The organism is Streptosporangium sp. NPDC050284 (genome assembly GCF_044459525.1).
Taxonomy (GTDB): Bacteria; Actinomycetota; Actinomycetes; order Streptosporangiales; family Streptosporangiaceae; genus Streptosporangium.
Window position 1 is genome coordinate 135,955 of the sequence record NZ_JBITIZ010000002.1, and the last position, 23,309, is coordinate 159,263.

General features: G+C 69.9%; 23 protein-coding genes. 11 read left to right on the plus strand and 12 right to left on the minus strand.

Annotation, left to right across the window (positions count from 1 at the left end):
* Positions 1-45: 45 nt before the first annotated feature.
* The 5 genes from ACIBH4_RS04980 to ACIBH4_RS05000 all read right to left on the minus strand — a co-directional run bounded on the left by ACIBH4_RS04980 (position 46) and on the right by ACIBH4_RS05000 (position 3,349).
* Entirely contained in the window at positions 46-480 is a 435-nt protein-coding gene (locus tag ACIBH4_RS04980; RefSeq protein ID WP_362764099.1) for a hypothetical protein, read from the minus strand.
* Positions 481-544: 64 nt separating this feature from the next.
* Entirely contained in the window at positions 545-1,081 is a 537-nt protein-coding gene (locus ACIBH4_RS04985) for a DUF6113 family protein (protein WP_362764096.1), read from the minus strand.
* A 5-nt stretch (positions 1,082-1,086) separates the two neighbouring features.
* Complete coding sequence (gene mshB / locus ACIBH4_RS04990; protein WP_362509709.1) at positions 1,087-2,043, minus strand: N-acetyl-1-D-myo-inositol-2-amino-2-deoxy-alpha-D-glucopyranoside deacetylase; 957 nt, start codon at positions 2,041-2,043, stop codon at positions 1,087-1,089.
* A gap of 147 nt (positions 2,044-2,190) precedes the next feature.
* Positions 2,191-2,400 (minus strand): zinc ribbon domain-containing protein, encoded by a 210-nt coding sequence (locus tag ACIBH4_RS04995; RefSeq protein ID WP_362510061.1) that lies wholly within the window; start codon positions 2,398-2,400, stop codon positions 2,191-2,193.
* Complete coding sequence (locus tag ACIBH4_RS05000) at positions 2,378-3,349, minus strand: transposase (RefSeq protein ID WP_362509706.1); 972 nt, start codon at positions 3,347-3,349, stop codon at positions 2,378-2,380. The genes ACIBH4_RS04995 and ACIBH4_RS05000 overlap by 23 nt, the downstream gene beginning before the upstream one ends.
* Positions 3,350-3,388: 39 nt before the next feature.
* Between ACIBH4_RS05000 and tnpA the strand changes: the two genes are divergently transcribed.
* Positions 3,389-3,784, plus strand: a complete 396-nt coding sequence (gene tnpA, locus ACIBH4_RS05005) for an IS200/IS605 family transposase (RefSeq protein ID WP_362509703.1) — start codon at positions 3,389-3,391, stop codon at positions 3,782-3,784.
* Positions 3,785-3,842: 58 nt separating this feature from the next.
* On the plus strand, positions 3,843-5,903 hold the full coding sequence (locus tag ACIBH4_RS05010; RefSeq protein WP_362764093.1) for a prolyl oligopeptidase family serine peptidase: 2,061 nt from the start codon (positions 3,843-3,845) through the stop codon (positions 5,901-5,903).
* Between the two features lie 126 nt (positions 5,904-6,029).
* On the opposite strand, the gene ACIBH4_RS05015 is transcribed toward ACIBH4_RS05010, so the two are convergent.
* Together ACIBH4_RS05015 and ACIBH4_RS05020 are read right to left on the minus strand one after the other, a co-directional pair.
* Positions 6,030-6,335 carry a hypothetical protein gene (locus ACIBH4_RS05015; protein ID WP_362509697.1) on the minus strand — a complete coding sequence of 102 codons (306 nt, stop codon included), beginning with the start codon at positions 6,333-6,335 and terminating at the stop codon, positions 6,030-6,032.
* Between the two features lie 111 nt (positions 6,336-6,446).
* Positions 6,447-7,049 carry a TetR/AcrR family transcriptional regulator gene (locus ACIBH4_RS05020; protein WP_362764090.1) on the minus strand — a complete coding sequence of 201 codons (603 nt, stop codon included), beginning with the start codon at positions 7,047-7,049 and terminating at the stop codon, positions 6,447-6,449.
* Positions 7,050-7,181: 132 nt separating this feature from the next.
* Here ACIBH4_RS05020 and abc-f point away from each other — a divergent pair, with 132 nt between their 5' ends.
* Positions 7,182-8,795 (plus strand): ribosomal protection-like ABC-F family protein, encoded by a 1,614-nt coding sequence (gene abc-f / locus ACIBH4_RS05025; protein ID WP_362764162.1) that lies wholly within the window; start codon positions 7,182-7,184, stop codon positions 8,793-8,795.
* Between the two features lie 54 nt (positions 8,796-8,849).
* Complete coding sequence (locus ACIBH4_RS05030) at positions 8,850-9,380, plus strand: hypothetical protein (RefSeq protein ID WP_362509691.1); 531 nt, start codon at positions 8,850-8,852, stop codon at positions 9,378-9,380.
* A gap of 33 nt (positions 9,381-9,413) precedes the next feature.
* Here the strand turns inward: ACIBH4_RS05030 and ACIBH4_RS05035 are convergent, their stop codons facing one another.
* Both ACIBH4_RS05035 and ACIBH4_RS05040 read right to left on the minus strand, forming a co-directional pair.
* On the minus strand, positions 9,414-11,159 hold the full coding sequence (locus tag ACIBH4_RS05035) for an ABC transporter ATP-binding protein (RefSeq protein WP_362509688.1): 1,746 nt from the start codon (positions 11,157-11,159) through the stop codon (positions 9,414-9,416).
* Positions 11,159-12,847: an ABC transporter ATP-binding protein gene (locus ACIBH4_RS05040; protein ID WP_362509686.1), complete on the minus strand. Its 1,689-nt coding sequence runs from the start codon at positions 12,845-12,847 to the stop codon at positions 11,159-11,161. Before ACIBH4_RS05040 ends, ACIBH4_RS05035 begins: the two co-directional genes overlap by 1 nt.
* A gap of 115 nt (positions 12,848-12,962) precedes the next feature.
* Here ACIBH4_RS05040 and ACIBH4_RS05045 point away from each other — a divergent pair, with 115 nt between their 5' ends.
* Complete coding sequence (locus tag ACIBH4_RS05045; RefSeq protein ID WP_329085846.1) at positions 12,963-13,196, plus strand: RNA polymerase subunit sigma-70; 234 nt, start codon at positions 12,963-12,965, stop codon at positions 13,194-13,196.
* Positions 13,197-13,198: 2 nt separating this feature from the next.
* Entirely contained in the window at positions 13,199-13,756 is a 558-nt protein-coding gene (locus ACIBH4_RS05050; RefSeq protein ID WP_362509682.1) for a Clp protease N-terminal domain-containing protein, read from the plus strand.
* A gap of 198 nt (positions 13,757-13,954) precedes the next feature.
* On the opposite strand, the gene ACIBH4_RS05055 is transcribed toward ACIBH4_RS05050, so the two are convergent.
* The 3 genes from ACIBH4_RS05055 to ACIBH4_RS05065 all read right to left on the minus strand — a co-directional run bounded on the left by ACIBH4_RS05055 (position 13,955) and on the right by ACIBH4_RS05065 (position 17,567).
* Positions 13,955-14,692, minus strand: coding sequence for a succinate dehydrogenase/fumarate reductase iron-sulfur subunit (locus tag ACIBH4_RS05055; RefSeq protein WP_362510055.1), 738 nt, complete (start codon positions 14,690-14,692; stop codon positions 13,955-13,957).
* 84 nt (positions 14,693-14,776) lie between these two features.
* Positions 14,777-16,705: a fumarate reductase/succinate dehydrogenase flavoprotein subunit gene (locus ACIBH4_RS05060; protein WP_362509679.1), complete on the minus strand. Its 1,929-nt coding sequence runs from the start codon at positions 16,703-16,705 to the stop codon at positions 14,777-14,779.
* A 97-nt stretch (positions 16,706-16,802) separates the two neighbouring features.
* Positions 16,803-17,567: a succinate dehydrogenase cytochrome b subunit gene (locus tag ACIBH4_RS05065; protein WP_362509676.1), complete on the minus strand. Its 765-nt coding sequence runs from the start codon at positions 17,565-17,567 to the stop codon at positions 16,803-16,805.
* Between the two features lie 280 nt (positions 17,568-17,847).
* On the opposite strand from ACIBH4_RS05065, the gene ACIBH4_RS05070 reads away from it, so the two are divergent.
* The 5 genes from ACIBH4_RS05070 (at position 17,848) to ACIBH4_RS05090 (ending at position 23,309) form a co-directional block, all read left to right on the plus strand.
* Positions 17,848-18,780, plus strand: a complete 933-nt coding sequence (locus tag ACIBH4_RS05070) for a LysR family transcriptional regulator (protein WP_362509673.1) — start codon at positions 17,848-17,850, stop codon at positions 18,778-18,780.
* Between the two features lie 160 nt (positions 18,781-18,940).
* Positions 18,941-20,095: a SpoIIE family protein phosphatase gene (locus tag ACIBH4_RS05075; protein ID WP_362509670.1), complete on the plus strand. Its 1,155-nt coding sequence runs from the start codon at positions 18,941-18,943 to the stop codon at positions 20,093-20,095.
* The gene (locus ACIBH4_RS05080) at positions 20,092-21,747 is read left to right on the plus strand and encodes an ATP-binding protein (protein WP_362509667.1); all 1,656 of its coding nucleotides are present in this window, start codon (positions 20,092-20,094) and stop codon (positions 21,745-21,747) included. The genes ACIBH4_RS05075 and ACIBH4_RS05080 overlap by 4 nt, the downstream gene beginning before the upstream one ends.
* On the plus strand, positions 21,740-22,189 hold the full coding sequence (locus ACIBH4_RS05085; protein WP_362509664.1) for a response regulator: 450 nt from the start codon (positions 21,740-21,742) through the stop codon (positions 22,187-22,189). Before ACIBH4_RS05080 ends, ACIBH4_RS05085 begins: the two co-directional genes overlap by 8 nt.
* Positions 22,190-22,523: 334 nt before the next feature.
* Positions 22,524-23,309, plus strand: coding sequence for a hypothetical protein (locus tag ACIBH4_RS05090; RefSeq protein ID WP_362509661.1), 786 nt, complete (start codon positions 22,524-22,526; stop codon positions 23,307-23,309).

Genomic DNA, 23,309 nt, shown 5'->3' on the forward strand with positions numbered 1-23,309 from the left:
CGGTCATCGACAGCTCACCCCTTGTAGATCCCCCCACAGCGGGATTCATTCCTTTTGTGGGGATCTGGTGTTGAGCCACCAGGGCGACCTTCGGGCGTAGTTGCCGTCCTCCAGGTTCGCCAGCCGCTCGAAAAGGTTCCACGAGGCCTGGTTTCCGCAGATCATCATGGAGACGACCACCGCGACGACGTAGAGCGGGAGCATCGGCAGGCCCACGCAGCACATGTACTGGGAGGCGTGCCGGTCCTCATGCTTGAGCAGGGAACCGGTGAGGAAGCCCTCCGGGTGCTTGGTCAGCACCACGTTCCCCACGGTGAACGCCGAGGCGATCGGGAACCCGAAGCGGTAGCCGTACGCCAGGAGCAGCCCGTCGGGCCCCGCCGTCACCTGGGCGCGGCCGACACGTGCCAGGAGCAGCCCCAGCGGTGTGGACAGGTTGATGTAGTTGAGGGTCCGCCGTACTCGATGTAACCGCCGCATACCCGGATTGTCCGCCATCAGGGCGGCGAGCGACAGACGCCCCGGGACTCTGGGCGGGGGCGCGTCAGGGAGCGGGCGTGCCCGGTGGTGCGGGTGGGGTCTGGGAGCCGGGAGGGGGCGGGAAACCGGGCGGAGGCTGGGAATCCGACGGTATCGGCGAGGATTCGGGACCCGAACGGTAACCGTCCGGGGTGGGCGGCCACGTCCCGCCCAGGATGGCCGACGGCGAAAGCATGATCCCCACCGTGACCGCCGCGAGTCCTCCGTAGAGGTAAAGGTAACCGGACAGGTCGTTGGCGATGACCAGGTCGCCCTCCGGCCGTCCGGAGATCCAGATGATGGTGATCAGCGCCCAGCCCGCCACGAACGCCACGGCCGCGGACTTGCCGTGCGTCATCCGGCCCGCCGCGTAGGGGATCGCGAACAGCAGGGCGAGGCAGACGATGGCGGAGACCGGGACGGGCCTGATGTACCAGGAGTGCTGGAACCCCCCCAGAACGCCCAGCAGCAGTCCGAGCACGAAGAGCACGGCGTTCGTCGCCACGGCGACAACCGTCTCCGAGGGCGCGCGCACAGCCGGGACCTGCTCCATCACAAGCATCGAGGCTAGTGGATCCCGGCGAAGAGATCGTCCTCACGGTCGTACGGCTCGCCGAGCCCGCCCATTTCGATCGGCGCTCCCAGGCCCGCGGGACCCCGTACGCCGGAGCGGAGGATGAAGTGCTCGACGCCGAGGAGTTCCTGGCCGACGTCGTTGGACAGGGCGAACCAGGGCGGGCTCACGCTGATCTGGGTGGCGTGCGCCCGCAACGCCTCGGTCTTCCTGCCGATGTGGGCGCGGGCGTCGATCTCGGTGGTGACGTCCCCGTCCGCGCAACCGAACGGCAGGTCGTCGACCGGCTCGACGAGAAAGGGGGTGCCGCTCTCGCGCATCGCCTCCTCGCTCCTGTACAGCACGGATCTGGGGACGGCGGTGTGGTAGAACTTCGCGACCCGCCACGGCTCGTCTCCGCCAGGCGCTTCTCCGGACACGGAAGCGCCCCCCGAACGGGTCACGGAACCGGAGAACCCGGGGTCGGCGGCCAGCTCGACGGCCCGCCAGGCGACACGGTGGGCCTGGATGTGGTCGGGGTGGCCGTAGAAGCCGTTCTCGTCGTAGGTGACGAGCACCTGGGGCCGCACCTCGCGGATGATCCTCGCGAGCTCGCCCGCCGCCTCGTCCAGGTCGGCCCGCCAGAAGGCGTTCTCCCTGTGGTTGGAGGCGGCGCCCATCATGCCCGAGTCCCTCCAGCGGCCGGGGCCGCCCAGGAAGCGGTGGTCGGTGACGCCGAGCGCCGCGCAGGCCGCGGCGAGTTCTCCGACGCGATGCCCGCCCAGGGTGTCGTCGCGGTCGGCGGTCAGGTGGGCCAGCTCCGGGGGAATGACCTCGCCCTCCTCTCCCAGCGTGCAGGTCACCAGCGTGACGTGCGCCCCCTCGGCGGCGTACCTGGCCATGGTGGCTCCGCTGCCGATCGTCTCGTCGTCCGGGTGGGCGTGTACGAGCATGAGGCGCCGATCAGTCATGCGTCCGAGGGTATCGATGCCGGGCATCGCCCAGAACCTCCGAATTCCCTTCCCGCCGATCCTCGGAAAACTAAGCACTCGATGCGGAACTGGCAAGATGGCTCGTTTAACGACATCCCCACGGATAAATCCGGGGGATTTCCCAGCTCAGACTGCACCTGATCCACCGTCCCGGAAGGAGGCGATCTGATGTCTGACGTCGTCGGCACTGGCACGGTCGCGTTCAGCCGTGGCGAGGATCGTCCTCGCGGCGTTGAGGTCACGGTCCGCGGTGTATCCGCAGGCCGCGCACTCGAAAGTCCGTACACCCAATCCGAGGCGGAGATTGGCTCTCTCACCGCACTCGGAGCAGGTCATCGTGGTGTAGGCGGGCGGCACCAGCACCACCTTCCGGCCCGCCCGCGTGCCACTTTTCGATCAACTGTCGTTTGCACGCGCCGATCGCGGCGTCCGCGGCCTTGCGGGCCATGGACGTGCCGGCCAGGAACTTCGGCTTGAAGTCCTCGATGGCGATCAGCGTGTGGCGATCGACGATGCTCTTGGCCCAGACGCGGGCATCGTGGGTGTTTTGCCGGGCTGCCTTTTTCGCGATCCGGGCTGCCTGCCGTTTCGCGGTCAGGTAGCCCTTCGACGCCGGGCGGCCTTTGGGCCGACGGCGGCGGGCCATCTTGCGCTGGGCTTTGGCCAGTTCGGCGGCGCAGCGCTTGCGGTGGCCGAGGTGCGGCAGGTCGAAAGCCGGGTCGGTGGTGGTGGCGGTGGCCTTCACGCCCCAGTCGACACCGATCCCCGGCAGGTCCGCATCCGAAGGTTCGACCTGGTCGCGGCGGACCACGAAGGACGCGTACCAGTGGCCGAGGTTGTCTTGGTAGACGCGGACGCTGGTCGGTTCGGACGGCAGGTCGCGCGACCACAGGACCGGGACGGCCACATTGCCGGGCAGGCACAGCCGATCGTTCTTGATCGAGAAACCCCGGGTGGTGTACTCCAGGCTCAACAGCGCGTCCTTCTTGCGTTTTTTCTTCGGACGGCCACGACCCTTGACCTTGAACGAGGCGTCCAGGGCAGCACAGTAGGTACGCAGCGTCTGCTGCTGAGCCACTTGCGAGCCGGCCCGCAGCCAAGACAGCCGGGAGCGGGCCTCGGTCAGCATCTTCGACAGTTTGCCGAACGTCGGCTTGCGGCCCGACTTTTGCTGATGTGCGGCCTCGTTCCACAGCCACCGGCAGCGCGACCACTCTTCGAGCAGTGCGGCCTGCGCCTGGCGGCCGGGCCGCAGGCGGTAGGTGTAACGCACTGTCTCGATCACGCCGATCACTATACAGGCCCTAGCTGTATAGTCGAAAGCGTGGACGAGATCCGATCGAACAACAACGTCGTGTACCGCTGCACCTACCACGTCGTCTGGTGTCCGAAGTATCGCCGGGACGTCATCAAGGGTGACGTCGACACCCGGCTCAAAGAGATCATCCGCGAGGTGTGCGTCGAACGCGACGCCCCCATAGCCGAACTGGAAACCATGCCCGACCATGTGCGCCTGCTGGTCACCTGCGACCCGCAGTACGGCATCCACCGGCTGGTCAAGCAGATCAAGGGCCGATCCTCACGCCTGCTGCGCACCGAGTTTCCGCACCTCAAGTCCCGGATGCCGACCCTGTGGACCAACAGTTACTTCGTCGCCACCGTCGGCGGCGCGACACTGGAGATCGTGAAGAGGTATGTCGAGAACCAGCGCAACGTCTGACCAGACGTTGCGCTTCCTCCCCACGGCTAAAGCCGGGGGTTTCCACGGAAGGATCCTGATGAGTGAGAGCTTCCCTCGCCTGCACGCCAGAACCCGTCGATTCACCCTCGGGGTGCCGCGCGGCTTCACGATCGCCCCGGGCGGTGACCGCGTCGTCTTCCTTCGGACCAAAAGCGGCTTCGACCCGGTGACCTGCCTGTGGGAGTACGACGTCCTCAGCGGCACGGAACGGCTCATCGCCGACCCTCGCGCGCTGGCGGCCGACGAGGAGGACCTGCCGCCCGAGGAGCGGGCGCGCCGCGAGCGGAGCAGGGAGCAGGCCGGGGGCATCGTCGGATACAGCACCGACTCCGCGGTGACCGTCGCCGCGTTCGCTCTCTCCGGGGGCCTCTACGTCGTCGATCTGAAGACCAGGCACGTACGGCGGCTGACGACCTCCGGACCGGTGATCGACCCCCGGATGTCCCCCACCGGCGTCCATGTCGGCTACGTGACCGGCGGCGCGTTCCACATCCAGGACCTGGAGGACGAGGTCGACCACGCGCTGGCCCGTCCCGAGTCTCCCGACGTGACGTACGGCCTCGCCGAGTTCATCGCCGCCGAGGAGATGGACCGCATGCGGGGCTACTGGTGGTCGCCGTCCGGCGACGCGATCCTGGTCGAGCGGGCCGACGAGTCGCCGGTGCAGCACTGGCACATCGCCGACCCGGCCAACCCGGCCCGCCCCGCCACCGAGCAGCGCTACCCCGCCGCCGGTACGCCCAACGCCGGGGTCGAGCTCTTCGTCCTCACTCTCAACGGGGCCCGCGTCCCGGTGCCCTTCGACGACGAATACCTCGTCAACGCCGGCTGGGACGCCCACGGCCTCTCGATCGTCACCATGACGCGCGACCAGCGGACCATGCGGCTGTTCGACGTCGACCCCGCCACCGGCACCTCCACGCTCGTACGCGAGGACACCGACCCCGCCTGGGTCGACATCGTCACCGGCGTTCCCGGCCACCTGTCCGACGGCAGCCTCGTCTGGGCCGCCACCGCCGAGGGCGGCCACCGCCTGATCGTCGGCGACTCCCCCGTCACGCCGCCCACCCTCCAGGTCCGCCAGATCCTCGACATCGACGGCGAGACCGTGCTCTTCCGCGCGAGCGGCGAGCCCACCGAGATCGCCGTCTGGGCCTACCGGCGGGGCCAGATCACCCTGGTCAGCCCGACCGAGGGCGGCGTCTACAGCGGCCACACCGCGGGCGGCACCCTGGTGATCACCGGCCAGACCCTCGGCAGTGAGGGCTCGGTCACCCGCGTCCTGCACAACGGCACGCCCCGCGGCCACATCACCTCCCACGCCGAACGTCCCACCCTGGACCTGCGGGTCTCCCTGATCAAGGCGGGCGAGCGCGACCTGGCCACCGCCGTACTCCTGCCCGCCGGGCACGTGCCGGGCTCGGCGAGGCTGCCGGTCCTGATGGACCCGTACGGCGGACCGCACGCCCAGCGCGTGCTGGCCGCGAGCGGAGCGCACCTGACCAGCCAGTGGTTCGCCGACCAGGGCTTCGCGGTGGTCGTCGCCGACGGCCGCGGCACCCCGGGGCGCGGCCCCGAGTTCGAGCGGGCCGTCCTGCACGATCTGGCCACCCCGATCCTGGACGACCAGATCGACGCCCTGCACGGCGCCGCCGCACGGTTCCCCGACGACCTGGACCTGTCGCGGGTCGGCATCCGGGGCTGGTCGTTCGGCGGTTATCTGGCCGCCCTCGCCGTGCTCCGCCGCCCGGACGTGTTCCACGCGGCCGTCGCCGGCGCCCCGGTGACCGACTGGCGCCTGTACGACACCTGCTACACCGAGCGCTACCTCGGCCACCCGGACGAGGGCCACTACGACTCCTCGTCGCTGTTCGCCGACGCCGAGAAGCTGGACCGTCCCCTGCTGCTGATCCACGGCCTCGCCGACGACAACGTGGTCGCCGCGCACACCCTGCGCCTGTCCTCCGCCCTGCTGGCCGCGGGCCGCCCGCACAACGTGCTGCCGCTGTCGGGGGTGACCCACATGACCCCGCAGGAGACCGTGGCGGAGAACCTGCTGCTCCTCCAGGTCGACTTCCTGAAAAAATCCTTGTCCTGACCCGCCCTGAGCTGTCCCGAGCCGGCGGTGAGCCGCCGGCCACCGTCTTCACCGGCTGCGCCCCCTCTTCCGCCTCGGGGCGTGGTCGGCGGTGGCCGCGTCGGTCGTTCTGACAGCTCCAGGGTCTCAGCGGTTCTGGCCGGGCGGATAGGGGGCGGTGTAGCCCTGCTGAGGGTTGTACGCCTGCGGCGCGGTGTAGCCCTGCTGGAAGTCGTGCCCCTGCGGCACGGCGTGGCCCTGCGGCGGATAGGACTGCGGAACCATCGGCTGCTGGAGAACCTGCGGGGCGCGAGCGGTCCGGCGCTCGGCGGCTCCGCAGGCGGCGCCGGCGACCATCAGCCCGATCGCCCCCAGCGCGAAGACCTGAGCCCGTTGCATGTTCTCGGGGTCCCCCTCGTTCATGGCCAACAAGAAGGCTACGAACAGCACCATGCAACCAAAGCTGAGATAGAGGATGCGGCCTATACCCATGGGGCGAGAGTGTAGCCTCCCGGACCGACGGACTTTTTGCCCCGGAAGAGGCTGTCCGTGGGGGGCGGCGGTTCACCGGGGACGGAACACCCCGGCGCGGGCCGCCGCCAGGGCCGCTGCGGCGGCACGGTCGGCGACCTGCTCGTCCACCGGCTCACCGCTGACGAACAACCGGTAGTACAACGGCGCGACGGCGGTGCGGATCAGGTCGGCCGCGTCGATGTCCCCGGGCAGCTCACCGCGCTCGACCGCCCGGGTGACGAGGAGCGCCGACTGCTCATGGCGGGCGGCGAAGAACGCGCGCAGTGCCCTCGCGACGACGGGATCGCGTGCGGAGGCCCTGACGAACGCGGTCGACACCGGCCCCATCTCGGGGTCGGCGAAGCCGTCCAGCACCAGGCGGGTGAGCTCGCGTAGATCCCCCTCGATCGTGCCGGTGTCGGGAACCGGCCACGGTTCGGCCACGGCCAGGTCGAGCGCGTCGGCGGCGAGCCCCTCCACACTGCCCCAGCGCCGGTAGACCGTGGTCTTGTGCACCCCGGCGCGCAGGGCGACGCCCTCCACGGTCATCCGGTCGTATCCCTTCTCCGCCAGCTCGGCGAGGGTGGCCTCGCGCACGGCCTCGCGTACCCGCGCGGTGCGCCCACCGGGCCGTACGGTCCCGCTTCGCGTCACGATCACCTCCGGTTGCGAGTGCTACGACTCATCAGGCATACTCCAACTTAATACAACTCAGTAGCGTTAAGCCAAACCCAAGGAGCGCAGCAGACGTGGACCTCTCACCCGGCATCGCGATGACCCGTCCACATCCCGTTCCGGAGGCCCGTCCTGTCAACTCAACTCACCCTTCGCGGGATTTCCAAGACGTACGGCGAACGACCGCTTCTTGACGACGTCTCCTTCACCGTCAGGCCGGGCGAGCGCGCCGGGATCGTCGGGGAGAACGGCTCGGGCAAGTCGACCCTGCTGCGATTGATCTCCGGAGCCGAGGCCCCGGACGACGGCGAGATCACCGTCTCCGCCGACGGCGGGATCGGCCACCTCGGCCAGAGCCTCGACCTACCCGCCGACCAGACCGTCCAGCATGCCGTCGACGCCGCGCTCGCGGAGTTGCGCGCCATGGAGCGGCGGATGCGGGCGCTGGAGGACGACCTCACCGAGGACCGGCTCGCCGAGTACGGTGACCTGCTGAGCGCGTACGAGGCGCGTGGCGGCTACGAGGCGGACGCCCGCGTGGACAAGACCCTGCACGGCCTCGGGCTCGGGCACGTCGCGCGCGACCGCCCGCTGGGCACCCTGTCCGGCGGCGAGCAGGCCCGGCTCGGCCTGGCCTGCCTGCTCGCCGCCTCCCCCGAGGTCCTCCTGCTCGACGAGCCGACCAACCACCTCGACGCCCCCTCGACGACCTGGCTGGAAGAGCGACTGCGCACCCACCGGGGCACGGTGGTCGCCGTCTCCCACGACCGCCTCTTCCTCGACCGGGTGGCCACCGCGATCCTGGAGGTCGAAGGCGGAGGAGTCACCAGGTTCGGAAACGGCTACACCGGGTTCCTGGCCGAGCAGGCGGCGGCCCGGCGGCGATGGGAGCAGGCCTACGCCGACTGGCGCGAGGAGATCAGGCGGGTGGAGACCTTCGCGGCGACCACGGCGTACCGTGTCGCGCCCGGCCGCCCCATGAAGGACCGCAACAAGCCGGCCTACGACCGCGACGCGGGCCGGGTGCAGAGCTCGATCGCCGGCCGGATCCGTCAGGCGCAGGAGCGCCTGCGCCGTCTCCTGGAGGATCGGGTGCCCAAGCCGCCGGAGCCCCTGCGGTTCCAAGGGCTCTTCCGGAGCGGCGCGGCCGAAGGCCCGGTCGCCGAGCTGGACGCCGTACGGGTGGGCGACCGACTCGCCGTCGACTCCTTCCGCGTCGAACCGGGACAGCGGCTGCTGATCCACGGCCCCAACGGCGCGGGCAAGTCGACCTTCCTGCGCGTCCTCGCCGGTGACCTCCAACCCGACCTCGGGACCGTGCGACACCGGGGAGGAGTCGGCTACCTGCCGCAGGAGTCGCCCCCGTCCCGGCCTGAACTGACCGTCCTCGACACGTTCGCCGAGGGCCGGCCGGGCTGTCCGGACGAACACCGCACGCGGCTGCTGTCGATGGGCCTGTTCAAGCCCGGCGACCTCCAGACCCCGGCCGGGGCGCTGTCGGTCGGCCAGCAACGGCGGCTCGTCCTGGCCAGACTGCTGACCTGCGAGGCCGACCTGCTGCTGCTCGACGAGCCGACCAACCATCTCTCCCTCACCCTCGTCGAGGAGTTGGAGGAGGCCCTCGCCGCCTATCGAGGTGCCCTCGTCGTGGTCTCGCACGACCGGGCGCTGCGCGGCCGGTTCACCGGCACCGAGATCGAGATGCGCGACGGCCGCCTCGTCTGACAAAGACGACCACTTCTTCGCCTGACATTCGTCTGACAAAGGAGAACCTCTCTCATGCCACACGACCTGACCGTATCGATCGAGGAGTTTCCCGTGTCCGGCCCCGACGCCGGGCCGTACGGGATCACCGTCGGCCCCGACGGCGCCCTGTGGTTCACGATGGTCCATCACGGCCGGATCGGCCGGATGACCTTCGACGGTGAACTCGGCTCCCACCAGCTCGCCCCGGCGTCGTGCGGGCCGACGGTCATCGCCACCGGCCCCGACGGCGCCCTGTGGTTCACCGAATATCAGAGCCACCGGATCGGCCGGATCACCACGACCGGGGAGATCGGCTCGTTCCCGCTGCCGACGCCGGGTGCCGGGCCGTTCGGAATCGCGGCGGGAGCCGACGGCGCCCTGTGGTTCACCGAATCCGGCGCCGGCCGGATCGGTCGGATCACCACCGACGGCCGGATCGACGAGCACGAGTTGCCGACCCCGGCATCGGAGCCGCACGGCATCGCGGCCGGACCTGACGGCACCCTGTGGGTGGCACTCGAAACCGGCGCCCTGGCCCGGCTCACCACCTCGGCTCCTCGCTGAGAGGCGCGGAGGCGGAAGCCCGCGAGCCCGCTCTCATCGGGAGGTGCCGTGCCAGCTGCTCCACAGCGCCGCGTACGAGCCTCCCGCCGCGACCAGCTCGTCGTGGGAGCCGAGCTCGCTGACGCGGCCGTCCTCCACCACCGCGACGCGGTCGGCGTCGTGGGCCGTGTAGAGGCGGTGGGCGATCGCGATGACCGTACGTCCTTCGAGGACGGCGGCGAGCGAGCGCTCCAGGTGACGGGCGGCGCGGGGGTCGATCAGCGAGGTGGCCTCGTCGAGGACGAGGGTGTGCGGATCGGCGAGGACCAACCGGGCCAGGGCGAGCTGCTGCGCCTGGGCGGCGGGGACGGCCTCGCCGCCGGAGCCGACGACCGTGTCGAGCCCTTCGGGCAGGGCCTCCACCCACTCCCAGGCGTTGACGGCCTCCAGCGCCTCGCGGACCCGCGCGTCGTCGGCGTCGGGCCTGGCGATCAGCACGTTCTCGCGTACGGTGCCGCGGAAGACGTGGTGCTCCTGGGTCACCAGGGCGACGTGGCCGCGCAGGTCGTCCAGGGGGAGCTCGATGAGCGGGACACCGCCGACCGCGACCGAGCCGGTGCGGGGGCCGTGGATGCCCGCGAGCAGGCGTCCCAGCGTGGACTTGCCCGCCCCTGACGGGCCGACCATGGCGAGCCGCTCCCCCTGCCTGATCGTGAGGTCGATGCCGTGCAGCACGTCGTGGCCCTCGCGGTAGGCGTAACGGACGTCGTCGGCCCTCAGCTCGCTGCCCTCGGGAGTGGCGGCGGTGGCCTCGCGGTCGTCGGGCACCTCGGCGACGCCCAGCAGGCGGGCCATGGAGGCGCCGCCGACCTGGAGCTCGTCGATCCACATGAGCAGCCGGTCGAGCGGGTCGATGAGCTGCTGGACGTACAGGGTGGCGGCGGTGACCTGCCCCAGCGAGACCCAGCCCCGGGTGTAGAAGAGGCCGCCGATGACGAGCGTCGCCACGATCGGGATCACGTAGCCGAGCTCGACCGTGGGGAACCAGACCGTGCGCAGCCCCATCGTGTATCTCTCGGCCGCCCACGACTCGGCGATGTCGGCGTCGGTGCGGCGGTGGCGCCGCTCCTGCAGGCCCAGGGCCTCCACGGCGCGGGCGCCGTTCACCGTCTCGGCGAGGCCGTCGGTCATGTCGGCGTACGCCGCGCTCTCCCGCAGGTATCCGTCTCTGGCCCGCTTGAGATACCAGCGGGTGGAGATCCACAGGACGGGGACGGCGAGCAGCGAGGGCAACGCGAGCAGCGGCCCGACCAGCAGCAGCGCGCCGACGGTGATCACGCAGGTGACGAGCGCGATCAGTGTCTCCGGCACGGCGTGCCGCACGGTGCGCGACAGCGAGTCGACGTCGCGGGAGGTCCTGGAGATCAGGTCGCCGGATCCGGCGCGCTCGACCGTGGACAGCGGCAGGCCCAGCACCCGCCCGACGAACTCCTCGCGCAGCTCGGCGAGGACCTTCTCCCCGAGTCTGGAGGAGAAGTAGACGGCGGACCTGACCAGCACCGCCTGGGCGACCACGAAGCCGCCGATGGCGAGCGACACCCCGGTGACGTCGACCCCCGAGTCGTCGTGGACGCCCTGGACGAGGCCACCGAGCAGCCACGGCGCCGTCAGGCCCGCGACGGCCGCGAGGGCGTGCAGGAGCAGTGCCACGGTCAGGTCGCGGGGGTACTTCAGGGTGAGCCTGCGGGCGTACGCACGGACCTGCGACTGGTCGGCGACGGGCAGGATCTGCCTGCTCATCACGCTTCTCCCCGGGTGACGGCGGCGGCGTAACCGGGGTGGGCGGCGAGCAGCTCCCGGTGCGTGCCCTGGGCGCGCACGACGCCTCCTTCGACGTAGATGACGTGGTCGGTGCGGTCGAGCACCAGCGGGCTGGTCGTGCAGACCAGCGTGGTCCTGCCCGCGCGGGCCTTGGCCAGCCGGTCGGCGATGCGCGCCTCGCTGTGGGCGTCGACCGCGCTGGTGGGCTCGATGAGGATGAGCACCTCGGGGTCGAGGGTGAGCGCCCTGGCGAGCCTGAGCCGCTGCTGCTGGCCGCCGGAGAACTCCCGGCCCGCCTCGGCGACGCGCCCGCCGAGACCGCCGGGCAGCGCCTCGACGATGTCCTCGGCGCACGCGACCCGCAGCGCCCGGCCGAGCTCGGTGTCCGTGGCCCGCCCTGTGACGTCGAGCTCGTCCCTGAGCACTCCGGCGAACAGTCTCGCGTCGTTGTCGGCGACGAGGATCCGGCGGCGCACCTCGGAGATCGGCAGGGTCGCGAGCGACACGTCGCCGAAGTCGACGTCACCCTCGCCGTAGCGGCCGAGCCGGTCGGCGATGGCCTCCGCCTCTTCGGGGACGGCCGCCGCGACGGCGGTGAGCATGCCGGGGCGCACGGCGACCCCGGAGGTGACGTCGCGCAGCAGGCCGCCCTCCGAGCGGCCGGTGCCGCCCTCCACCTCCGGCCTCAGCGAGAGGATGCGCACCACCCTGCGGGCGGCGACGTGCCCCTTGGTCAGCTTGTCCGCGGCCTCGGTGAGGGTGCGTACGGGGGCGATCAGGAAGGCCGCGTAGCCGTAGAAGGCGACGAGCTGGCCGGCGCTGATCTCGCCGCGCGTCGCGAAGGTCGCGCCGAGCCAGGTCACCGCGGTGACCAGCAGTCCAGGCAGCAGGACCTGTGCCCCCTCCAGCATCGACTCCACCGAGGCCACCCGCACACCCGCCCGCCGCACCCGCTGGGACTCGGCGCCGTAGCGGTCGGCGAAGACCCGCTCGCCGCCGATGCCGCGCAGCACGCGCAGGCCGGAGACGATGTCCGCGGCGCGGGTGGAGAGGTCGCCCTGCAGGTCGCGGTGGGCGTTCTGGCGGCGGTGCAGCGGCTTGAGCAGGGGGGCGACGGCGACCGCCATGACGGGCAGGCCCGCCAGCACCATCAGGCCGAGCGGCGCCGAGCTGCTCAGCAGGATGACGGTCACGACGACGATGGCGACGACCGCGCCACCGCCCCGGATGAGGATGTCGACCGTGTTGCCGATGTGGGCGATGTCGGAGTTGCCGACGCTGACGACCTCGCCGGTGGACATGCGCTTGGGCAGGGTCGCGCCCAGCCTGGTCGCCTGTCTCGCGGTGACCTGGACGGTCCGGTAGGCGGCGGCGAGCCAGTTGTAGACGGCCATCCGGTGGCGCAGGATGCCGGCGACGGCCTGGGTGATCCCCAGGGCGAGCACCACCCCGCCCCAGGTGGTCAAGGAGGGCACGTCCTTCGCCGTGATGGCGTCGATCCCCTTGCCCATGGCGTACGGCACGAGGGCCATCGCGAGCCACCACAGGATGGCGTAGGCGATGCCGAGGAGCAGCGGGCCCATCTGCGCGCGGATCACCCACCACAGGTATCCGAAAGGGCTGCGGGCATCGGGAACGCCGGGGTCGGCGACGGGTAGGGAGCGCATCTCACAGCAAGGGTCACAAACTTCGACCTGGCCCGGCAAACCATTTTCGGCCTCCCCGGCGTGTCGCCGTCAATTGGGGTTGACAAGCGCATCATGTCAACCTAAATTGACAGACATGAGCGATACGGCACAACTGGCATCCGACGCCGGCAGCCGCGATCCGGCCGTCGGCCTGCGGGCCGTACGGGCACTGCGGACACTGGTCGACCGGCTGGAGGCACTCCAGGTGGAGAACGCACGCGAGCAGGGCTGGTCCTGGCAGGAGATCGCGCACTGTCTGGAAGTCACCCGGCAGGCGGTGCACAAGAAGTACGCGGGCGGCCGAGGTTTGCTGAGACGGGAGAGATAGCGATGTTCGAACGGTTCCATCACGAGGCCCGCCAGGCGGTCACCCTCGCACAGGAGAACGCCAGAAAACTGCGGCACGACGTCATCGGCACCGAGCACCTCCTGCTCGGCCTGCTCGCCCAGCCGGAAAGCGTCTCGGCGCGGGTGCTCGGCCGCCACGGCCTCGACCACGCCCGCGCCTACCGGTCGGTCACCCGCCTCACCCCCCAGAAGCCCGGCGACGCGCTCGACGCCGAGGCGCTGGAGTCGATCGGCATCGACCTGTCGGCCGTGAGGGAGAAGGTCGAGGCGACCTTCGGACCCGGCGCACTGGACCGCGAACCCGACATCCAGCGGCGAGGCCGCCTGTTCGGCTTCCACGTCCCCTTCAGCCGCCGGGCGAAGAAGACCCTGGAACTGTCCCTGCGCGAGGCCGTCAACCTCAAGCACAAGCACATCGGCGACGGCCACATCCTGCTGGGCATCCTGCGCGAGGGCGGGGGGCGTGGCAGCGAGGTGCTGTCCGACGCGGGCATCGACGCCGCGACCCTGCGACGGGAGATCGTCACCGAGCTCGGCTAGCCACCGGGAGGCCCCAAGGACGCCGGCCCTGACGGGAGGGCGGAAACCACACCCGGCACGTCACCGGCTCGGGACAGTGCAGGCGGCCACGCCCGGACACCGACGACCTGGAACGGTGAAGGCGGAAACCGCACCGGTCAGGGCAACGGGAAAGCGGAAGCCGCGCCCGGTGTGGGGCGGCTCCCGCCTTCGGGAGACCTACTTGGCGGCTCGCAGGTAGTCGCGGTTCATCTGGGCGATGGTGTCCAGCGGGATGCCCTTGGGGCAGACCGCCGTGCACTCCCCGGTGTTGGTGCAGCCGCCGAAGCCCTCCGCGTCCATCTGCTCGACCATGGCCTTGGCGCGGGAGTCACGCTCGGGCTGGCCCTGCGGCAGCAGGGCGAGGTGCGTGATCTTGGCGGCGGTGAAGAGGGAGGCCGAGCCGTTCGGGCAGGCGGCGACGCAGGCGCCGCAGCCGATGCAGGTGGCCGCGTCGAACGCCGAGTCGGCGTCGTCCTTCTTCACCGGGACGCTGTGCGCGTCGGGGGCCGATCCCGCGGGGACCGAGACGAAGCCGCCCGCCTGGATGATCCGGTCGAACGCCGAACGGTCCACGACCAGGTCCTTCACCACCGGGAAGGGCGCCGCGCGCCACGGCTCGATGGTGATGACCGCGTTGTCCTCGAAGTGCCGCATGTGCAGCTGGCAGGTGGTGGTGGCCACCTGCTCGCCGTGCGCGACCCCGTTGATGACCATGCCGCACATGCCGCAGATGCCCTCGCGGCAGTCGTGGTCGAAGGCGATCGGGTCGTCGCCCTCCAGGATGAGCCGCTCGTTGAGGACGTCGAGCATCTCCAGGAAGGACATGTCCGGTGACACGTCCTCGACCCGGTAGTTGACCATACGGCCCCTGTCCTCGGGCCCCTTCTGCCGCCAGATCTTGAGAGTGAGGTTCATGCCCATGGTTCGCTCACCGTTCCTCGTTCGCCGCGCGGATCGCTCGTCCCTCGCGAGCCACTTCGCTCACTACGTCAGGCGCACTCACTTGTAGCTCCGCTGGCTCATCTTGACGTACTCGTAGTCGAGATCTTCCTTGTGCAGGATCGGGCCCTGCTCCCCGTACTCCCAGGCGGCGACGTAGGCGAAATGCTCGTCGTCGCGCAGGGCCTCGCCGTCGGCGTCCTGCGACTCGGCGCGGAAGTGGCCGCCGCAGGACTCGGTGCGGTGCAGCGCGTCGATGCACATCAGCTCGGCCAGGTCGAAGAAGTCGGCCACCCGCCCGGCCCGCTCAAGCGCCTGGTTGAGCTCCCCGGCCTCGCCGGAGACCTTCACGTTCTTCCAGAACTCCTCGCGCAGCTCGGGGATCCGCTCCAGGGCCTTGCGCAGCGACTCCTCGGTGCGCTCCATGCCGCAGTGATCCCACATGAGCCTGCCCAGCTCGCGGTGGTAGGAGTCGGCGGTGCGGTCGCCGTCGTTCGACAGCAGCCTGGCGATCTTCTCGCGCACCGCGACCTCGGCCTCCGCCACGGCCTCCTCGTCGACCTCGCCGTACGGGCCGTTCGCGAGGTAGTCGCCGATCGTGGTCGGCAGTACGAAGTAGCCGTCGGCCAGGCCCTGCATCAGCGCGGACGCGCCGAGACGGTTGGCGCCGTGGTCGGAGAAGTTGGCCTCGCCGATCACGAACAGGCCGGGGATCGTGGACTGCAGGTCGTAGTCCACCCACAGGCCGCCCATCGTGTAGTGGACGGCCGGGTAGATGCGCATCGGCTGGGCGTAGGGGTCCTCACCGGTGATGCGCTCGTACATCTCGAAGAGGTTGCCGTACTTCTTCTCCACCGCGTCGCGGCCCAGGCGGCGGATCGCGTCGGCGAAGTCGAGGTAGACGCCCAGGCCGCCGGGGCCGACGCCGCGGCCCTCGTCGCAGACGTTCTTGGCGGCGCGGGAGGCGATGTCGCGCGGGACCAGGTTGCCGAACGCCGGGTAGATGCGCTCCAGGTAGTAGTCGCGCTCCTCCTCGGGGATCTCCGAGGCCGGACGGCTGTCGCCCCGCTCGAGCGGCACCCACACGCGGCCGTCGTTGCGCAGCGACTCCGACATCAGCGTCAGCTTCGACTGGTAGTCGCCGCTGACCGGGATGCAGGTCGGGTGGATCTGGGTGTAGCAGGGGTTGGCGAACATCGCGCCGCGCCGGTGCGCCCGCCAGATCGCCGTGGTGTTGCAGCCCTTGGCGTTGGTCGAGAGGAAGAACACGTTGCCGTACCCGCCGCTCGCCAGCACGACCGCGTCGGCCAGGTGCCGCTCGATCTCGCCGGTGACCATGTCGCGGACGATGACTCCGCGCGCCCGGCCGTCGGAGACGATCAGGTCGAGCATCTCGTGGCGGGTGTGCATCTCGACGGTTCCCGCCGCGATCTGCCGCTCCAGCGCCTGGTACGCGCCGAGCAGGAGCTGCTGGCCCGTCTGGCCGCGCGCGTAGAAGGTGCGGGAGACCTGCGCGCCGCCGAAGGAGCGGGTGTCGAGCAGGCCGCCGTACTCACGGGCGAACGGCACGCCCTGGGCCACGGCCTGGTCGATGATGTTCACGCTGACCTGGGCGAGCCGGTAGACGTTGGACTCGCGGGCGCGGAAGTCGCCGCCCTTGACCGTGTCGTAGAACAGCCGGTAGATCGAGTCGCCGTCGCCCCGGTAGTTCTTCGCCGCGTTGATGCCGCCCTGGGCCGCGATGGAGTGCGCGCGGCGGGGTGTGTCCTGGTAGCAGAAGGACTTGACGTTGTAGCCCAGCTCGCCGAGGGTCGCGGCGGCCGAACCGCCCGCCAGCCCCGTACCCACGACGATGACGTTGAGCTTGCGCTTGTTGGCCGGGTTGACCAGCTTGGCGCCGAACTTGCGCTTCTCCCAGCGGTCCTCGATCGGGCCTTCGGGAGCCTTGGTGTCGCGGATCGGCGCACCCTCTGTGTATCCCGTGCTCATGCCCCGCTCACCGCTCCTCGCTCGTCTCGGGGAAGACCCCCTTCTCGTCCGCCGTACGGGAGATCCGTTCCCCGTACGCCGCCGTGCCCGGCTCCGATCACTTGATCACTCCGACCGCGACCGCGACCGGGACCGCGAGGAAGCCGACGACCAGCAGGGCGGACAGCCCCGTGGCGGCGGCCCTCAGCGAGCGGTAGCCTCGGCGGCTCGCCAGGCCGAGCGTCTGGAAGGCGCTCCACAGGCCGTGGCGCAGGTGCAGGCCGACCATGACGACCGCGAACACGTAGAACAGGGTCACCCACCAGCGGGACGGCGCGAAGCCTTCGACGAGGCGCTCGTACGGGGTGGAGCCGGCACCCGCCGGGTTCGCCGCGCCGAACGTCAGGTCGAGCAGGTGGTAGACCACGAACAGCACGATGACGACGCCGCCGTAGCGCATCGTGTGGACCGCGTAGCCGTTCGCCCGGGACTTGCGCCTCGCCGCGTACCTGACCGGGCGGGCCTTGCGCGCCCGCCGGGCCAGCGAGATCGCCGCCCACATGTGCAGGCCGACCGCGACGACCAGTCCGATCTCGACGACGGTCAGCAGGGTGCGGTGCGGGAGGATCGGCTCGCCCATGGTCCGCAGGAAGGCCGCGTAGGAGTTGAAGGACTCCGCGCCGAAGAAACTCTTGAGGTTTCCGGCCATGTGTCCGACAAGGAAGAGCACCATCACGGCACCCGTGACGGCCATCACGGCCTTCTTGCCGTTGGTGGAGCCCAGGAAGCCGCCTGGCCGCCTGGGTCGCGTGGACTTCGCAGGGGCGTCCGCCGGGGGTTTCACCGGCGCGGTGGCGGATCCGCGCTCAATCGTGGCAGTCACGTTCATCACGCTAGGTAGGAGGGTTTACCACCGTCCAAGTCATCGTGGATGTGGTTTCCATAGCCTGCGGCTATTATCTCTGCGCTCCTGCCGCTTCCGGAGACGCGATCGCCGCACTGTGCGAGCAATCTCACAACTTCTTTATGGCAATCGCCCATTTTCTCCCGTGTCACCGTCGGCCCCGGATCCGAGACCGGAGGATCCGTGCGCTATAAATACCCGCACGTCCGGTATGTCCCGGCAGGCATCTGCCCCCGGCGACCCCCTACGCTTGGGAAACGTGCAGCTCCAGCAACTCGCCTACTTCGTGGCGGTCGCCGAGGCCCGCCATTTCACCCAGGCCGCCGAGAGGATGCGCGTCGCCCAGCCCTCGCTGAGCAAGCAGATCAAGGCCCTGGAGGCCGAACTCGGCGCGTCGTTGTTCAGCCGCGCCCGGGGGAACGTCACGCTCACCCCCGCCGGCGAGGCCCTGCTGCCGCTGGCCCGCAGGATGCTGGCCGACGCCGAGACCGCGAGAAGCGAGGTCGGCGAGCTGGTGGGACTGCGCCGGGGCCGGGTCCGGCTGGGCGCGACCCCCTCGCTCTGCGCCGGGCTGCTCGCCGACGCGCTGGCCAGGTTCCACCACGCCTACCCCGGCATCGAGCTGTTCGTGGAGGAGGGCGGCTCCCGCGACCTGGTCCGCACCCTCGCCCGGGGCCAGCTCGACCTGGCGCTGATCATCATGCCGCTGCACAGCGACGATCCCGCCCTCGTCACCGAGGAGATCCTGCGGGAGAACCTCGTCGTCGCCTCCCCCTCCAACGATCACGCCCGCAAGCCGTACGCGCGCATCGAGGAGTTGCGGCGGCGGCCGATGGTGATGTTCAGGCGCGGGTACGACCTGCGGGAGGCCACGCTCAGCGCCTGCAGGCAGGCCGGCTTCGAGCCCATGTTCGCGGTGGAGGGCGGCGAGATGGACGCCGTGCTGCGCTTCGTCGAGGCCGGGCTGGGCGTCGCCCTGGTCCCCTCGATGGTGCTGGACGGTCGTCCCGGGCTGGCGGGCACACCTCTGGCGCCTCCCGGACTGCGCCGCACCATAGCGATCGCGCACCGCAAGGACGTCGAGCCCACCCGGGCCGCCCAGGCCTTCCGCGCGACCCTGCTCCGCTTCCTCACCGAGGCCGCCCGCGACGGCAGCCTTCCGCAGGGGGTCGACCTGATCACCGAGAGCTGACGGTGCGGGAGGAGGAGGGCGCTTTGCCGCGTTCCCCACGTGCGGAACGGGCACGATGTCGGCCGGTGGATCAAGGTGACTGATCAACACCCTCTAAGTGCCGGTGTCACACTATTCTACGTAGCGTCGACAGGTTCTCCCGATCAACGAAGAGGCGTCAGTGACCGCCCCCGCCAATGAAACGCTCACGCTCCTCCTCATCGAGGACGACGCGGGCGACGCCTTCCTCGTGGAGGAGCTGCTCAGCCAGGCGGACAACCCCCCCAAGATCATTTGGGTGCGCAGCCTGGCCGAGAGCCTGGAGCGCCTCACCGAGGACGTGCGATGCGTGCTCGTCGATCTCTCCCTGCCCGACGCGACCGGTCTTGAGGCACTGGAGCAGGTGCTGTCGATGGCACCGCACGCCGCCGTGCTCGTGCTGACCGGTCTGAACGACACCCACGTCGGCGTGGAGGCCGTCGCCGCCGGCGCCCAGGATTTCCTGGTCAAGCAGGATGTGGAGGCCCGCCTGCTGGCGCGGGCGATCCGCTACTCGATAGAGCGCAAGCGCGCCGACCTGGCCCAGCGCAAGCTGGTCCAGGCCGAGCTGCTCACCAAGGAGAACTCCCGCCTCGAACGCGGGCTGCTGCCGGTCCCGCTGCTCACCACCAAGGTCCTGGACCACCACGCCCGCTACCTGCCAGGACGCAGGCGCGCCCTTCTCGCCGGTGACTTCTGGGACACCGTGCAGAGTCCCGACGGCGCCGTCCACGTGGTGGTCGGCGACGTGTGCGGGCACGGCCCCGACGAGGCCGCGCTGGGGGTCGCGCTCAGGATCGCCTGGCGGACCCTGGTCCTGGCCGGGCACACCGGCAACGAGTTGCTCACCACCCTGGAGTCGGTGCTCCGCCTTGAGCGCAAGTCCGCGGAGATCTTCACCACCCTGTGCATCGCCACGATCGACCCCACGCTCAGCACCGCGCGGATGCACGTGGTCGGCCACCCGCCGCCGCTGCTCATCCGCGACGGCGAGATCGGCGTGGTGCCCGGTACCCCCTCGGGACCTCCGCTGGGGATCTTCCAGGGCATCGAGTGGTCGGAGATCGACGTCGAGCTCGGCGACGACTGGTCGATGCTGCTCTACACCGACGGCCTGATCGAGGCCACCGTGGGCGGCGGACCCGACCTGCTCGGCACCGAGGGCCTGCTCAGGCTCGTCCAGGAGCAGGGCGGGATCGAGCTCGACCGCCTCATCGAGCGCGTCGTCGAGCTGAACCGCGACGCGCTCAGTGACGACCTGGCGACCGTGCTCATCTCCAGGAACGGAAAACGATGACCGGCCGTTCCGCCCGTTCGAGTCCGCACCCCCTCCCCGCGTTCACCCCCGGCCGCGGGTTCGCGAACCTGCCGGTCGGACGCTGGTTCGCGTTCGCCGGGGTGGGCGTCGCGCTGGTCTTCATGATCTCGGCCGCCGTCACGGTCAACGCGATCGAGGAGACGCGGGAGGCGAAGGAGGCGCTGGTCGACGTCGTCGACCCGGCGGCGCTGCGCCTGCTGGAGATCTCCAACACACTGACCTCGCAGGAGAGCTCGGTACGGGCCTACGGCAGGACCAACGAGGAGATCTCCCTCCAGGAGTACCGCAAGGCGATCACCGCGGAGGAGGCCGCGCTGGACACCCTCACCGCGCTGCTCCCCCGGATGCCGGAGCGGCAGGCGGTCGGCGCCGAGGTGGACGGGCTGAAGGCCGCGGGAGACGCCTGGCGGCGCGACTACGCAGAGAAGGTCATCGCCGCCGTGCCGACCCTCAAGACCGACGCGGCCCGGCAGAACGCCTCCGTCAACGCCACCCGCTTCAACGAGGTCCGCCAGTCCCTCGCGGTGCTCCAAAGACACCTGAACCAGCTGCACGACGTCGGTGTCGTACGGCTCGAGACCGGCTGGCAGGCCCTCTACGCCGCGCTCCTCGGGGTGGCCGCGGCACTCGTCGTGGCCGGGATCATCGCGGTGCTCATCGTGCGGTACGCGGTGCTCCGCCCGCTGGCGGAGCTGAACCAGCAGGTCCGCGCGGTCGCCCAGGGAGACTTCGACCACAGGCTCAAGGTCGAGCGCCCCGCCGAGCTGTCGGAGCTGTCGGGCCACGTCGACGCGATGCGCCGCCGCATCCTCGCCGAGTGGCGCCTGTCCTCGGAGACGCAGCGCAAGCTGGAGGACCAGGCCGCGGAGCTGAAGCGCTCCAACGGCGAGCTCGAGCAGTTCGCCTACGTGGCCAGCCACGACCTGCAGGAGCCGCTGCGCAAGGTCGCCAGCTTCACCCAGATGCTGGACCAGCGCTACAGCGACCAGCTCGACGATCGCGCCAAGCAGTACATCGCCTTCGCCGTCGACGGCGCCAAACGCATGCAGATGCTCATCAACGACCTGCTCGACTTCTCCCGGGTCGGCAGGATGGGCGGCGAGCGCACCAGGATCGACGCCGCCGTGCCGCTCAAGGCCGCGCTGAACAACCTCGGCGCGACCATCGAGGACAGCGACGCGACGGTGACCCACGACGAGCTGCCCGAGGTGCTCGGCAACCGTGCCCAGCTGACCCAGCTCTTCCAGAACCTCATCGGCAACGCGATCAAGTTCCACTCGCAGGACCCGCCGGTGATCCACATCGGGGTGCGGCGCGACGGGGACATGTGGGAGTTCTCCTGCACCGACAACGGCATCGGCATCGACAGTAAGTACACTGACCGCATCTTCCTGATCTTCCAGCGCCTGCACGGACGGGACGTGTACGCGGGCACGGGCATCGGGCTGGCACTCTGCAAGAAGATCGTCGAATATCACGGTGGCCGCATCTGGGTCGACTCGGAAAACGGGGGAAGCACCCAGAGCGCCGGAACCACCGAAGTCACCGAGCCCGGCGAGAACGTCGAAAAGGCCCCAACACGGGGTACGACCTTCCGCTGGACCCTTCCCACAGGAGATTTGGATGAATGACCTGCGCTGGATAGACGTGCTCCTGGTCGAGGACGACCCGGGCGACGTCCTGCTGACGCGGGAGGCGTTCGAGCTCAACAAGGTCCGCAACAAGCTGCACGTGGTGAACGACGGCGAGCAGGCCATGGCCTTCCTGCGCAAGGAGGGCGACTACGCCGACGCGCCCAGGCCCGACCTGATCCTGCTCGACCTCAACCTGCCCAGGAAAGACGGCAGGGAGGTGCTCCAGGACATAAAGGCCGACGAGAAGCTTCGCGGGATCCCGGTGGTCGTGCTCACCACGTCGGAGTCCGAGGAGGACATCCTGCGCAGCTACAACCTGCACGCCAACGCCTACGTCTCCAAGCCGGTCGACTTCGACCAGTTCATCAGCGTGGTCCGGCGGATCGACGACTTCTTCGTGACCGTCGTCAAACTGCCCAACTCCACCCAGCACTACTGACGGCCCGCGAGGGCGCGGGCGGGGGATGAGGTCAGGGGTTGTCCTTTCGCCACATCTGTGCCTCCCGTCCGCCGAGACCTTCCCGTGATCGTCCACCTCGTGAGATGTCGCAGGCGAGACACCCTTGGCAGGCGAACGTGACAGGAATCACACCGGGGTAGTGAAATTGTGAGAGACCCCTTGCACACAACCCCTGAGGTCCGTCGTAACGTATCCCCCACCAATATGCGCGCGCACGTGTGAGCCCGGCGCGACGATGGCCCGGACGCGCGGCACAACTGATACAACCCGGACACCTGGGCGAGCGGGGTCCGCGGGAGGTGGAGAGGTCTCAATGACCCAGACAACGGCCGAGAGCCCGGCCAGAAGGCAACGTGCGCAGATCAAGGAGCGCACTCTGCGAACGGACCAGTGGTGGCGCTATCCGCTGGTCACTTTCATCATCTTCACGGCATTCCTCGTCTACGCCACGTGGGCGATCTTCGATACAAGCTACTTCGTGTCGCCGTACCACGCGCCGTTCGCGTCGCCCTGTCTGGCGACGAGCTGTCCGCCGGGCGCACGCCTGTTCGGCCTCGCGCCCTTCGGCGACTGGTACACCCTGCCTCCCGGCCTGCTCATCCTCGGCCTTCCCGCGGGCTTCCGCTTCACCTGCTACTACTACCGCAAGGCCTACTACCGAGGGTTCTGGCTCTCACCCCCGGCCTGCGGGGTGAACGAGCCGCACAGCAAGTACACCGGTGAGTCGCGCTTCCCGCTCATCCTGCAGAACGTCCACCGCTACTTCTTCTACGCGGCCATCGTCATCGGCCTCGTCCTCGCGCACGACGCGGTGAAGTCGCTGATCGAGAGGCCCGGCGGTCTGGGCACCTGGATCCTGATCGTCAACGCGGTGCTGATCAACCTGTACACCCTGTCGTGCCACTCCTGCCGGCACATCACGGCCGGGCGCCTGAACCACTTCTCCAAGCACCCGATCCGTTACCGGGCATGGGGATTCGTCTCCAAGCTCAACGCCAAGCACTCGCAGCTCGCGCTGATCTCCATGTTCTCCGTCATGGGCGCCGACCTGTACGTGCGCCTGGTCGCCAAGGGCATCATCGCCTTCCCGTTCGCATAA